Genomic DNA, 12,460 nt, shown 5'->3' with positions numbered 1-12,460 from the left:
CTGTGTTTGGAAAAAATCCATTTTTATACTATTTTTGGTTCTGGATAATGTCTCAAGAGGAACCCTAAAACGGTAAATCCTTCTATCAAACAACTTATTCCGAACAAAAATAATTACCCATATTATATCATGGGTAATTAACTGAAAACAATATTAATGGGAGTAATTTTGCCGACAAATTATCCTAAAATTCTACATTTTTCTTTTTTTGCTTTGACGGAATCCTTCATCCAATAAGTAGCGCTCCGCTTCGATTGGACTTTCGAAACACTCCTCTAAGTTCGGTCCTGAGTATACGTTCCAAAGCTGATCTTCTCTAACAAGCGAAAGCTCCTGCTTTTCACGGCCAATCCAAGTTCCCTCCAACCTAGCGAACTCATCGTCCGCCTCCTCTTCTTGCATAACAGGAGGTTCGGATAAATAGGATAGGGCAGTTTTGATCAATGCTTTTAATTCCTCTTCGGAATAGTCACGTATATTGATGAATCCTTTGCGGTCTGTTTCCTTCTTTTTCAAATGCCCTGCGTATACGAAGCCATTGCCATTCGGATGCAGGTGCTGTACGACAATTTTCTTCTCCTGAACACTGCCGGGAAAATGGAAATTGACGCGTCCTAGTGAAACATCTTTCCGTTCTAATTCCGGGAAAGTTTCAATGATACTTAATTTTTCTTCAAATGTTAACAAATTTCTTCCTCATTTCATTAGTTCATCTTGTTTGTCGATTATAACACAAGAAACCATCATTCTGTTTACCTACTTCTATTATAATGGATTTTAAGGAGATGATTTACGCATGATGATGAATATTCCAGAATTACGCTCCATCCATGGACAACAACTGTTTTCCCTTCAAAAAAAAGCCTATGCAGTGGAAGCGGAATTGGTTGGGTTTGACGAAATACCTCCATTGGTAGAAACGTTTAATCAATTCTTACGCTGCAAAGAAACATTTATCGGTTTTTTTGTTGACGATACGGTTGCCGGGGCCATTTCCTATAAAAGTGAAAATGGACTGATAGAGATTTGCCGATTGGTCGTACACCCAGATCATTTCCGAAAAGGCATTGCACAGGCCCTTCTTACCCACCTACAACTGACGATTCCATGGAAGAAGCTATCCGTTTCGACCGGTACCTTGAACATGCCTGCACGTAAACTGTATGAAAAAAATGGCTTTATTCATAAGAAAGACGTGGAAGTCGCACCTCAATTTTTCATTAGTTTATACGAAAAATAATCATTTTATGTACGTCACGATGAAAAGCATGATGAAAGAGATGGCGATGATCACACCGACCCATAGCCAGGCTAGAGTCATATTCCCTGAATCCATGGCTATATATATCGCGGTCGGTATCGTCTGGGTCTGTCCCGGGATGTTTCCAGCAAACATGAGTGTCGCCCCAAATTCCCCCAAGGCTCTTGCTGAACTCAATATCGCTCCGGTCAGGATGGATTTGCCGGCTAATGGAAGGGATACATACCAGAATAACTTCCATTCACCCGCTCCATCCACTCTCGCGGCATTTTCTATTTCTTCATCTATGCCCTCAAAGCCCGTTTTGGCCGATTGGTACATAAGCGGGAAGGCTACAACGGTAGAAGCAATAACCGCCGCCCACCAGGTGAACATGATTGGTTGGCTAAACACCTTCTCGATGACTTGACCTAGCGTTCCATTTTTACCGAAAAACACGATCAGTAAAAAACCGACGACGGAAGGCGGCAATACAAGGGGCAACAAAAACACGGTTTCCAGGATGACCCTTCCTCTGAAGCGCTTTTTGGCCATAATGCGGGCAAGCATGATTCCTATAATAAAGACGAGGATTCCCGAGATTCCGGCTATCTGAACGGACAGTCTAACAGGTGACCAAAAGTCCGCGGTCATGATCCTTGCCCCACAGTCGACATCATCAATGAAGGAAAACGCAACAGTTGCTCTTCTAAGAAATAGTTTTCCTTAGCTAAAAACGGCTCAGCCACCCTCATCCTATTCCCCGGATTTCCTTCAGATGCAGGCACTCCCGATAATTTAAACATCCACATTCGAATTCTCCCTTTTCAAAAAAAACTTTTAAGTTTATTTTTCTTGACATATTGCTGACACATACAAACGTTAAAGTAAGAGTATAACAAATACAAAATAATTTTAACCCATAAACTAAAAAAGCAAAAACCCAAAAAAAACCTATAAAAAATATGAAACCTTAAGGGAGTCGATTTTAATGGTTACAATTTATACTACACCAAGCAGTTTAGCATGTCGTAAGGCAAAAGCTTGGCTTCAAAAAAATGAAATTTCCTACAATGAACGGAACTTATATTCTCAACCTTTATCTATAGAAGAAATCAAAGCGATTTTACGTAAAACGGAAGGCGGTACAGATGAAATCATCTCAACCCGTTCCAAAAAATTCAAAAGCTTGAATATCGATATAAACAATACCCCACTTAACGACCTTTGTACGCTCATTCAAGCAAATCCAGATTTATTACGTCGCCCGATCATTTTTGATCATAAGAATTTGCATGCTGGCTATAATGAAGAAGAAATGGGCCGCTTCCTTCCAAGAAAAGTCCGTCACATTCAATTGTGGCGTGCCATCAGCCAACTCGCCTAATCAACTATACCTGACAAAAGGGTTGTCCACTAGAAATGGACAACCCTTTTTTTGTTATACCCGCGCTGATTTCTCTACTGTAATGGTAAAAATCGTCCCTTGTTCATTGCTTTCTTTCAACACGAGGTCTCCCTTTTGTGCTTTAGCAAGCATCTTGCTGAAGGGAAGGCCCAATCCTAATCCACGCACTTTCAGTTTTTTGTTTTCGCCCCGATAAAAGGGTTCGAACACATACTGTTGTTCATGTTGCGGAATGCCGCGTCCACTATCCTTCACGTCGATTCCTATTCGGGAATCTTCCAGATCATAGAGACCTATCTCGATTTGACCATTGCCATCCAGGGAATGCTTCGCATTGTTCAACAGATTTATGATAATTTGCTGCATCCGCAGTGAATCAATCTGCCCATGAATCGGTTCATCCGGAACCTGCACATTCAGGGTGAAGTTCTGATCCTCCTGGGTAATCTGCCAACGATAAGCGATCTCCTGAATGAATGTATTTAGATTTTCTCTTTCCAATCGAATTTTAAAGGCACCGGCCGACATTGCATTATAATCCAGCAAATCCTCGATCATCACCTGTAGGCGTTGAGTTTCCTTCAAGGATATATCAAGAAATTCCTTACTTTGCTCGCCAGTAACCACGTCATCCCTTACCGCTTGAATCAACCCGCTAATGGATGTGACCGGTGTTTTCAGGTCATGGGTGACACCAGCAAGCAATTCGGCCCGTAATTTCTCCATGAGTTTCAACCGGTTTGTCATTTCCTTGAAGGATTCCACGAGTTCGTATATCTCTTCTTCGCGTATCTCCTCTTCTTCTTTAAAATGGATATCATAGTTGCCTTCCCGCACTTGGACAGCAGCGTTAGCCACATCTTGGATGGGTCTCGATATCTTTCTTGAAAGAAAATAAATGACGCCCGTCCCAAGGCATAGCAAACCTCCTATCAGGAATGCAAGCAAACCGTGATCCTGGTTGACTTCCTTCAATGCCCCTTCTTCCTGGGCAATGACGACCCACCCCTTTGTCTCGCCTTCAAATGTGATCGGCGACTTGACGACAAATACCTTGTTTTCGGAAATCTTGACCTTCTGGATCAATTCCTGACTATCCATGATGGCGTGAGGAAGCTTACTATTATCTTCATTAAGATATAATTGAGGCATCGTATAGATGATACTGCCATCAGGATCAACGATATAAATGATCGGTTGCTTATTGAGCTGAAGGATTTTTTCCCTTTCTTCCACGATTTCGGAAAGGATGGGACCAACGACAATTTGGCCATTCTCCTTCATTGCCCGGTCGGACGTTTCATCCGCTAAATACTTAAGAAGGCTCAGCCTATATTCCAGGGCCGTTTTTTCCATCCACCATAAGGAAAAGACAGATAATAACAATAAGCCCGAAATCAACGTCAATACATATCTTTTTGTCCAATAGAGCTGCAAGGTAGTCCGTTTCCTAGTTTTCATAGACACTCAATTGATACCCCAATCCACGCAACGTTTTAATCTCCCCTTCAGATGATGGCCAGGCATCGAGGGCTTTCCTGATTCGTTTGATGGCCAAATCCACGGCACGGTCACTTCCGTCATAGTCTATGCCCCACACCTGATCGAGGAGTTGCTCTCTCGTGAAAATATGATTGGGGTGCTTTGCGAAAAAAATGAGCAATGACAAATCACGGGGCGTCAAGCTGATTTCCTCCCCTTTTAAGTGCACCGCATAGGCCTTGTTATCAATGGACAAGCTGCCAAATTGATGTACATGTTTTTCTTCGACTACAGGTGTCGAGCTCCTCCTTAAAACGGCATGCACCCGGGCCATCACTTCTTCCGCCACAAAGGGCTTGGAAATATAATCATCCGCTCCCGACTTAAAGCCGGATAGGCGGTAATCCACATCATTCAATGCCGTCAGCATGATCACAGGACACATATCCTTCTCCCTGATTTCTTTCAAGATGTCCCAGCCCTCTTTACCAGGCAGCATCACATCAAGTAGAACCAGATCAGGGTTCGTTTCTTCGAAGGTCGGAATAGCCTTGAGTCCATCGAAAACTTGTACGACTTCCATCCCTTCACGCTGTAAATATGCTTTCAACACCATCGAAATGGCAATTTCATCTTCAACGACTAGAATTTTTTTCATAAAGGAATTCCTCCTTCTTAAATTATAGTTGAATCATATTGCATTATCCAACCTAACTGTGCATCAGTCTTTTATCCCCCATCATATCCCCTTAATGTGTCAGGAATATGTTCATCTAATCATTCCTCGACATTTTTGGACACTTCTCGGTTTCATCCGAAATACGACACATCAAAAAAGCCGGCTTCATCGATGAGCCGGCCTTGTTTCAATTACATGTCTCATGCGGGTTCGGGCACCCCACATCCTGTTTTTCCACTTGGATCGTGCTATGTTCAATCCCATGTCGGTCATGAAGCAGTTTTTGGGCAACAGCAAGGGTTGAATCGTGGTCTCCACCAGCATCAATGACGACATGACAGCTTAACGAGAGAAATCCGGAGGTAATCGTCCAGATATGGAGGTCATGGACATCCGATACATGCGGCAATTCCTTCAAATTCTCTTTCACTTCTTCCATGTCGATTCGTTCTGGTGTGCCTTCCATTAGAATATGGAAAGAATCGCGCACCACTCTATACCCACTTATAACTATTAGAATTGCGACAATCATACTCGCGATGGGGTCCGCCATTCCCCAATCGAAAAAGTAAATCAATAGTGCTGCCACAATGGCGCCCACTGAACCGAGCATATCGCCGATTACATGTAAGAAAGCACTCCGTACATTCAGGTTCTCTTCTTTATCGCCACTCATTAGAATCCATGCGGCAATGATATTCACAAACAAGCCAATGATTGAAATCATTAGCATTCCCAAACTTTGAACCTCAGGCGGATCTACAAACCTCCGAATCGCCTCTACGAAAATGAATACCGAGATTACGATTAACGTCAAACCATTTAAACAGGCGGCAATGATTTCGAAACGCTTGTATCCAAAGGAATTGGATTGGGTCGCCTTTCGCTCGCCTAGCCTAATCGCTGCATAACTGAGCCCCAAAGCCGCTGCATCGCTCAGCATATGCCCTGCATCCGATAGCAAGGCCAGACTATTCGTCATGAACCCTCCAATCACTTCGATTACCATGAATGTCGAGATCAGCACAAACGACGCCAGCAGAGCTTTTTTATTATCTGAATGATGATGGTGGTGTCCGTGGTCATGGGAGTGACCCTCATGATGTCCCATGATTTCCCCTCCTCTCGTATCTATAACCTTATATATAGTATGGGATAATTTCAGAATGGTTTCAAATGATTGACTTACCCATTTAAAGCGTAAAAGGTACGGGAGGGCAAAAATAAACACTGCAGGCGATGTCCTACAGTGTCCTAACAAGCTATCCTTCATTTTGCATGGTATCATCGACGATCGCACGCAGGTCCTTATTGAATAATTCATCATTGCAGACGAGGCTATGTTGCTGCTCTGCATTTTCGGGATCTTGAAGATGACGGTTCTGTTCCGAATCCTTCATGGGACTCTCCTCCTCGAATATGTAACAGTTTGACTTTTATCATATCCTCAGGAAGATGTTTTATGCTTGGATCTATATCATCTGATTTCCATGAAAGGCACGTATAATGAATTCATGCTCCGGGACCTGTAACTTTTTGTAGGACGAAAGAAAGGCAGCATTATCATACGACGCATTTCCCAGATGAACCTGAATGCCATTGTCCTCGATGGTAACCAAGGCATACCGTGCAATTGGTTCACTATTGCACCCAAGCGATCCGGGATTCAGGAAAATCGTTTGGTCGTTTTGAAAGTGATGAAGAGGATGATGATGCCCAAATCCTATCAAATCTTCTGACCGATTTCTAAAAAGGGCCTCCAAGTTAGCTAAATTGGGTTCAACGATCTTGCTGAAGGGATTTTCACTGATGTGTGCATTCCCCTTTTCCTTTTCCATATGATAATGGGTGAAGAAAAGAGTGCGGTCATGAACCGGAACCTCCAGGGTGCGAGGCAGTTTTTCCAGGAGCGGCACGAATAGGGGGTCCATCCTTTTCGCAATCCATTCATGGTGCTCTTTAACATGGACATGTCCTGTTGGATGTTCCTCCCCTTTAACAATGGCCAATACGGCTTCATCATGATTTCCACTGATCATCGTTAGGTCATCTCTCGAAAATAACAAATCCAAGACGTCATTTGTATCGGGTCCTATTGCGATCATATCCCCCAAACAATAGATTCGCTCCACTTCATTTCTTTCATCAATTTCCTTAAGAACGGCTTTCAATGCCGAAGCATTGCCATGTATATCTGTCATAATCGCAACTTTCACGGAGAAGACCAGCCCCCTTCTATATATGTGGTATATTATAACATCTTTAAAATCCAGGAAAAATTATTCGGGCTCATCTCCCCCTGTCTACCCACGCCCATTTTTAATGAATAAGCAAACACTTCGGCCTAGAATACATAGTATGGAGTATTCCCAGTAAAGATGTTTTGCTAGGTATGTAAATCATAAATGTTATGAGGAGGAAGTTAAATGGGTGGTTATAATAATAATGGATGTAACAATGGATGCAATGATGGGTGCGGTGGCGGAGGTTTCGATAACGGCTTTGCCTTATTGATCGTATTGTTCATCTTACTAGTCATCATTGGTTGTAGCTGGGGCTTCGGCGGCGGCGGAGGTTATGGCGGCGGAGGTTACGGCGGATGCTGCTAACAAATTAAATAAAACAAGGCGCCTATACCAGGCGCCTTCTTTGTTATTGATTCGTTTTTCTTTTCTTTGCTTTGAAGAACAGCCAAATGACGATCAGGACGATTGGGATGAGCAAGAAGTTCGCGTATTGCGCGAAAATCGCTCCAGCTTGCTCCCATTGGGGCCCTAACTTATATCCTAGATATACATAAATCGTGGTCACGGGAAGCATCGCCAAGTATGTATAAAGCATGAATTTCCAGATATTCATTTTCAAAATACCACAAGGTAATGAAATGGCCGTACGGATTCCGGGAACAAATCTTCCGAAAAAGGCAATTCCCGCTCCATACTTATCGAAGAAGTACTCAGCCTTGTTCAGCTGTTCCTCTTTCACCAAGAAGTACTTCCCAAACTTCATTACTAGCGGCCTTCCCCCATACTTTCCTAGGGCGTAAAGGGTCAATGGACCCGTTACCCCACCAATTGAACCAGCCAGTATCGTCAAGACTAAATTCCATTCACCTTGATATACCCAATAGCCGGCAAGCGGCAGAACGACTTCAGCTGGGATGAATTCAAATGTTAACGCAAGCAACACCCCGAAATAAGATAAAGATTTAAACGCTTCGATCATATCCATGATCAAAGATTCCATAGAGGTTTCCCCCTTTCTGACAATTACATATAAAAAAGGATGCCCCCGCTGTTCACGGGCACCCTTTGTTTGCTAAAAGGACAGTTACCGGTATCTATCGTGTGGATTTTATACCTATTACACATTTTTTCATACCGTAATCCTATAACAACGGTTCATAAAGAGTCAACGTTTTATTACCGGGATATTTTTCTAGTACCGTTGGAGGATAGTCTCTTCCCTGCATTCATCGCTACTTATACCTATACTAGTCTACACTATATAGATTTTTCATTTCACCCTTTCCGCAAAAACAATGAAAGAAGGCGATCCAAATATAGGAGAATCACCTTCTTTCCACTTCATATAATATTGTAATATTAGATGTGCAATTCGATTTCCCTACTATTTTAGCCACGTTCCCCGCGCCTGTTTCCTGATTTCGCCCTTATCATAGACTATCTTTCCCTTGTTGAAGGTGGAGGTTATTTGACAGGGGAAGGTGTGGCCCATATAGACACTTTGCTTATGCTTGGCATAAAAATTGTCCCTACTGACTGTATAGTTTTGACTCAGGGAAATAACAGCAAGATCTGCATCCATTCCTTCCTTGATTTGTCCCTTCCTTGAAGAAAGTCCAAATCGCTCAGCAGGTGCTACCGCTATCCAATCAGCCACTTTCGGTAAAGGAATATCGTATGTAATGGCCAGTTCGATCATCGATAGTAAGGAAAACTGCCCGCCACTTATTCCACCCCATGCCTCGAACAGGTTATGCACCGCAGGATCCTTCATTTCATAAGGACTTGGGGAGTGATCTGATGAAATCATGTCAAACCTTCCTTCTATTAATAAAGCAATTAACTTTTCCTGTTCGTCCCTCTCACGGAGTGGAGGTGCGCATTTTGCGACCGACCCTTTCTCGATGAGTGTAGCTTGATTGAATAGTAGATAGTGAGGACAGGTTTCGACCGTTACATCCAGGCCACGTCGCTTGGCCCGTTCTATCTTTTCTATCGCCAATGCACTGCTGATGTGGACAAAATGCAGTCGGCATCCTGTCAATTCTGCATATGTAATGGCTCGTTCGACTGCCTCTGCTTCTGCTAATACGGGACGAGTCGCCGCATAGTCGTCAGCGCTGTATAATCCTTGCTCCTCCTTCCCTTGCTTCAACCAGCGAGTAATTGAATCACTTTCGGCATGCAGTGCCAAAATCTTATCCAACTTGGCGATTTCCCGCATACCATGAAGCAGAGTTAAATCATCCGCCCGTTCAAACTCATCATTGCCCGTCGCAGAAAGAAAGGCCTTAAAACCAATGACCCCTGATTTAGCTAGCCCTTCCAATTCATCTATATTTCCGGGTACCAAACCACCCCATAAACCAAAATCGACAACCGACTTCGCTTCACCGATTTTCGCCTTCTCAAGAAGCGCCAGTTGATCAATCGTGGAAGGGATCCCATTCAATGGCATGTCAAAATAGGTCGTGCATCCGCCTGCTGCCATCATCTGCGAACCGGTTTCAAACCCTTCCCAATGGGCACGTCCCGGCTCACTGAAATGGACATGAACATCAATCATTCCAGGAAAAACATAATGTTCCGATGCTTCATATTCTTCGAGCCCTTTATCATCGATCAGATTGCCAATCTCGGCAATCCTGCCATCCCGGATGGCAACATCGGCTTTTTTCACTTCTTCAGGCAATACCACGTAGCCATTACGGATAATGAGTTCGTATGTGGACATCTTGTTCACTCCTTCAAATCGTTTGGCAAAAGATAAAGGAAGTCACCTTCCCGTTATGATTTCACTCCGATCCGTTTTCCCGATTCCCCTACATATATGTCGAGTGCAGCCTGCAAAGCTCCCCCCCGATTCACCTCGAACCCTTGGCGTAAAAGGACCGCTTCCAAAGAAGCCAGCACAAAGAGAATATTCTCTTTCCGACAACTGAATCCCATTGTTCCAATTCTCCAAATCTTCCCGTGAAGGGGACCGAACGAGGATGCGATTTCGATACTAAATTCATTCAATAGCATCGACCGGACTTGCTCTCCATCCACCCCTTCTGGAATTTCAACACAAGTTACGCATGGTAATTTATTTTTCCCATCCCCAAATAACGTAAGCCCCATCGCCTTGATGCCAGCAACAAGTGCGGACTCATGATGCCTATGGCGGGCAAATCGCTGTTCCAATCCTTCTTCGAGCACAAGGCGTAGTCCTTCACGTAATGCATAAATCATCGAAGTTGCTTCTGTATGATGGTTCAAACGACGTGGTCCCCAATAATCCTGCAGCATGCCCAAATCGAAATAATTGGAGGGAATGGGACGATGGCTAGAAATACGTTGACGATCTTCTTCTGTTTCAATCCCCCGTTCCACCTTTTTACGGGACTGAATGATCTTTTCAATTCTTTCATTATATGTGATTGGCGCCATACCCGAAGGAACGGACAGGCATTTTTGCGTACCGCCTATCAACCCATCAATATACCATTCATCCACCTTTACCTCCGTTCCTCCAATCGACGCAACCGCATCGACCACAAGCAAAACATCTTGCTCCCGACAGGCCTTACCGATTTCCGCTAACGGCTGCATGCATCCTGTGGACGTTTCCCCGTGAACAATTGCCGTTATTTTCGGGGATATTTTCTTCATTTCCGCAATGACATCCGCTGGATCAAAAACCTCCCCCCACGGACATTCGATCGTATGCACTTCCGCACCATATCGCTCACAAATTTCAACCAGCAAATGACCGAACCGCCCAAAAATGGGAACCAGGACCTTATCGCCAGGCTCAATAATGCTGCATAGTATCGCTTCATTTCCGGATCGGGATGTCCCGTCGATTGGAAAAGCCCAGTGATTGTTCGTCTGGAATACGAGACGAAGCATTTCCATTACTTCATTCATAATATTCGTAAAGGCAGGATCAAACTGCCCTAAAATCGGAGTGCTCATCGCCCGTAAAACCCGGGGGTCCACCTCCACTGGCCCTGGAGTCATGATGGTCCTGACCGGTGTGCATAATTCTTTATATGCCATTTCATCTTCCCCCTTTAATAGGCTAATTTATATAATAGGTCGCTTAACACATCGATTCCTTTTTCTAAGTCCTGAATGTTCGTGAATTCTCCCGGCGAATGGCTGATTCCATCCCGACTTGGAACGAAGAGCAAGCATGTCGGACAAATCGAACCAAACACCTGTGCATCATGCCCCGCACCACTAATGATATCTTGATAAGGAATCTTATGATTTTCGGTAATTTCCCGAACCAAGGAATTCATCTCTGTACTTAATTCAACCGGCACGACATCCATCCACTGTGCAACTTCCAACTGTATCTCGTTACCATCCGCATGAGATTGGAAGGTAGAGAAAATCTCCCGACAAAACGAATCAAGGACATCTTCTTGGTGATGCCTGATATCTAAACTAAATGCCACTTCACCAGCCACGACGTTCGGAACGTTTGGAAACACATCCACTTTACCGACCGTCGCCACTAAATGAGGGTCCATTTCCTTGGCCTTACTCGTTAAAAAAGAAATGTATTCCGAAGCTGCACTGACTGCATCCCTTCGATCATGCATCGGAGTGGTGCCTGCATGATTACTTTCACCAAGAACCCTAATCGTATAGCGACGCTGCCCAACAATATGACTGACGACCCCGATCGTCTTTTGATTTTTTTCCAAGATACTTCCCTGTTCAATATGAATCTCGACGAATCCCTCAATATCATCACGGACTGGCGTTATATATGTATCAGGGTCAAAACCTGCTTCCTTCATGGCTTTCAAAAATGGATACCCCTCTGAATCCATCAGCCCTTTCACTTGGTCCAGACCATACACCCCTTGGATATTCCTCGATCCCCAGAATGTCAAGGGGAAACGGCTCCCTTCTTCTTCACAAAAGGAAACGACTTCGATCGTTTTCCGGGGAGGCCCATAGGTTTGATGCAACCTTTGTACCGCTAGAAAACTAGCGATGATTCCAAATGCACCATCATACTTCCCTCCTTCGACAACCGTATCAATATGCGACCCCGTCAGGATTGTTTTACTTCCGGGATTCGTCCCTTCCAATCTTCCAAACAAGTTGCCTACGCTATCAAAATGCGTCTGTAAACCCACTTTTTCCATTTCCGTTTTCAATGCTTGCTGGGCCTGCACCCATGCCTTGGAATATAATAACCGAGTTACTCCCTGCTTCTCCGTTAACCCGAAAGAAGCCAACCATTCAATCATAGAAGCAACATTATCTTTTTCATAAAGAGATTCCTTGATTTGCATGGCCATAGCATAAACCTCCTCTTATTCTGTCCTATTATATGTTATGAATCTTCACAAAATTATGTTATATAGATTATTTTACTTGCTTACATGATGAACTTCATT

The 12,460-nt window shown here is 43.8% G+C and carries 15 protein-coding genes; 3 read left to right on the top strand and 12 right to left on the bottom strand.

The annotated features are described in order from the left end of the window. Positions 1–192: 192 nt before the first annotated feature. A complete protein-coding gene (locus ACIQXQ_RS03830; RefSeq protein ID WP_402867609.1) occupies positions 193–687 on the bottom strand; it encodes a hypothetical protein in 495 nt (164 codons plus the stop codon). Between the two features lie 109 nt (positions 688–796). Here ACIQXQ_RS03830 and ACIQXQ_RS03825 point away from each other — a divergent pair, with 109 nt between their 5' ends. Further along, positions 797–1,240, top strand: coding sequence for a GNAT family N-acetyltransferase (locus ACIQXQ_RS03825; protein ID WP_402955504.1), 444 nt, complete (start codon positions 797–799; stop codon positions 1,238–1,240). Here ACIQXQ_RS03825 and modB read toward each other — a convergent pair whose 3' ends face one another. Together modB and ACIQXQ_RS03815 are read right to left on the bottom strand one after the other, a co-directional pair. After that, the gene (modB, locus tag ACIQXQ_RS03820; protein WP_402867607.1) at positions 1,241–1,894 is read right to left on the bottom strand and encodes a molybdate ABC transporter permease subunit; all 654 of its coding nucleotides are present in this window, start codon (positions 1,892–1,894) and stop codon (positions 1,241–1,243) included. It abuts the gene before it with no gap. Next, a complete protein-coding gene (locus ACIQXQ_RS03815) occupies positions 1,891–2,052 on the bottom strand; it encodes a hypothetical protein (RefSeq protein ID WP_402955500.1) in 162 nt (53 codons plus the stop codon). Before ACIQXQ_RS03815 ends, modB begins: the two co-directional genes overlap by 4 nt. A 179-nt stretch (positions 2,053–2,231) precedes the next feature. Here ACIQXQ_RS03815 and spx point away from each other — a divergent pair, with 179 nt between their 5' ends. Next, positions 2,232–2,627 (top strand): transcriptional regulator Spx, encoded by a 396-nt coding sequence (gene spx, locus ACIQXQ_RS03810; RefSeq protein WP_402867605.1) that lies wholly within the window; start codon positions 2,232–2,234, stop codon positions 2,625–2,627. 54 nt (positions 2,628–2,681) lie between these two features. On the opposite strand, the gene ACIQXQ_RS03805 is transcribed toward spx, so the two are convergent. From ACIQXQ_RS03805 to ACIQXQ_RS03785, 5 genes are all read right to left on the bottom strand, one after another. Continuing rightward, positions 2,682–4,109: a HAMP domain-containing sensor histidine kinase gene (locus ACIQXQ_RS03805; RefSeq protein WP_402868516.1), complete on the bottom strand. Its 1,428-nt coding sequence runs from the start codon at positions 4,107–4,109 to the stop codon at positions 2,682–2,684. After that, the gene (locus tag ACIQXQ_RS03800; protein WP_402867604.1) at positions 4,099–4,788 is read right to left on the bottom strand and encodes a response regulator transcription factor; all 690 of its coding nucleotides are present in this window, start codon (positions 4,786–4,788) and stop codon (positions 4,099–4,101) included. Before ACIQXQ_RS03800 ends, ACIQXQ_RS03805 begins: the two co-directional genes overlap by 11 nt. Positions 4,789–4,996: 208 nt before the next feature. After that, positions 4,997–5,920, bottom strand: a complete 924-nt coding sequence (locus ACIQXQ_RS03795) for a cation diffusion facilitator family transporter (protein WP_402867603.1) — start codon at positions 5,918–5,920, stop codon at positions 4,997–4,999. Between the two features lie 151 nt (positions 5,921–6,071). After that, on the bottom strand, positions 6,072–6,209 hold the full coding sequence (locus tag ACIQXQ_RS03790) for a hypothetical protein (RefSeq protein WP_402867602.1): 138 nt from the start codon (positions 6,207–6,209) through the stop codon (positions 6,072–6,074). Positions 6,210–6,281: 72 nt separating this feature from the next. Continuing rightward, positions 6,282–7,025, bottom strand: coding sequence for a metallophosphoesterase family protein (locus ACIQXQ_RS03785; protein WP_402955494.1), 744 nt, complete (start codon positions 7,023–7,025; stop codon positions 6,282–6,284). Positions 7,026–7,235: 210 nt separating this feature from the next. On the opposite strand from ACIQXQ_RS03785, the gene ACIQXQ_RS03780 reads away from it, so the two are divergent. Then, positions 7,236–7,418 carry a YjcZ family sporulation protein gene (locus tag ACIQXQ_RS03780; protein ID WP_402955491.1) on the top strand — a complete coding sequence of 61 codons (183 nt, stop codon included), beginning with the start codon at positions 7,236–7,238 and terminating at the stop codon, positions 7,416–7,418. 43 nt (positions 7,419–7,461) lie between these two features. On the opposite strand, the gene ACIQXQ_RS03775 is transcribed toward ACIQXQ_RS03780, so the two are convergent. The 4 genes from ACIQXQ_RS03775 to allC form a co-directional block, all read right to left on the bottom strand. Continuing rightward, on the bottom strand, positions 7,462–8,055 hold the full coding sequence (locus ACIQXQ_RS03775) for a DedA family protein (RefSeq protein ID WP_402955488.1): 594 nt from the start codon (positions 8,053–8,055) through the stop codon (positions 7,462–7,464). 384 nt (positions 8,056–8,439) lie between these two features. Further along, positions 8,440–9,789: an allantoinase gene (locus ACIQXQ_RS03770; RefSeq protein WP_402955484.1), complete on the bottom strand. Its 1,350-nt coding sequence runs from the start codon at positions 9,787–9,789 to the stop codon at positions 8,440–8,442. Positions 9,790–9,842: 53 nt separating this feature from the next. After that, entirely contained in the window at positions 9,843–11,099 is a 1,257-nt protein-coding gene (locus ACIQXQ_RS03765) for a pyridoxal-phosphate-dependent aminotransferase family protein (RefSeq protein WP_402955481.1), read from the bottom strand. Positions 11,100–11,113: 14 nt separating this feature from the next. Further along, a complete protein-coding gene (gene allC / locus ACIQXQ_RS03760; RefSeq protein WP_402955478.1) occupies positions 11,114–12,361 on the bottom strand; it encodes an allantoate deiminase in 1,248 nt (415 codons plus the stop codon). Positions 12,362–12,460: the final 99 nt, after the last annotated feature.

It is taken from the genome of Peribacillus sp. NPDC097198 (assembly GCF_044762055.1).
GTDB lineage: Bacteria > Bacillota > Bacilli > Bacillales > DSM-1321 > Peribacillus.
The sequence above is the reverse complement of the archived record's forward strand: the minus strand, read 5'-3'. Positions and strand labels throughout refer to the sequence as shown.

Coding starts and splice junctions, on each gene's coding strand:
- ACIQXQ_RS03825 (WP_402955504.1), top strand. CDS start 797: ATGATGATGAATATTCCAGAATTACGCTCCATCCATGGACAACAACTG.
- modB (WP_402867607.1), bottom strand. CDS start 1,894: ATGACCGCGGACTTTTGGTCACCTGTTAGACTGTCCGTTCAGATAGCC.
- ACIQXQ_RS03815 (WP_402955500.1), bottom strand. CDS start 2,052: ATGTGGATGTTTAAATTATCGGGAGTGCCTGCATCTGAAGGAAATCCG.
- spx (WP_402867605.1), top strand. CDS start 2,232: ATGGTTACAATTTATACTACACCAAGCAGTTTAGCATGTCGTAAGGCA.
- ACIQXQ_RS03805 (WP_402868516.1), bottom strand. CDS start 4,109: ATGAAAACTAGGAAACGGACTACCTTGCAGCTCTATTGGACAAAAAGA.
- ACIQXQ_RS03800 (WP_402867604.1), bottom strand. CDS start 4,788: ATGAAAAAAATTCTAGTCGTTGAAGATGAAATTGCCATTTCGATGGTG.
- ACIQXQ_RS03795 (WP_402867603.1), bottom strand. CDS start 5,920: ATGGGACATCATGAGGGTCACTCCCATGACCACGGACACCACCATCAT.
- ACIQXQ_RS03790 (WP_402867602.1), bottom strand. CDS start 6,209: ATGAAGGATTCGGAACAGAACCGTCATCTTCAAGATCCCGAAAATGCA.
- ACIQXQ_RS03780 (WP_402955491.1), top strand. CDS start 7,236: ATGGGTGGTTATAATAATAATGGATGTAACAATGGATGCAATGATGGG.
- ACIQXQ_RS03775 (WP_402955488.1), bottom strand. CDS start 8,055: ATGGAATCTTTGATCATGGATATGATCGAAGCGTTTAAATCTTTATCT.
- ACIQXQ_RS03770 (WP_402955484.1), bottom strand. CDS start 9,789: ATGTCCACATACGAACTCATTATCCGTAATGGCTACGTGGTATTGCCT.
- ACIQXQ_RS03765 (WP_402955481.1), bottom strand. CDS start 11,099: ATGGCATATAAAGAATTATGCACACCGGTCAGGACCATCATGACTCCA.
- allC (WP_402955478.1), bottom strand. CDS start 12,361: ATGGCCATGCAAATCAAGGAATCTCTTTATGAAAAAGATAATGTTGCT.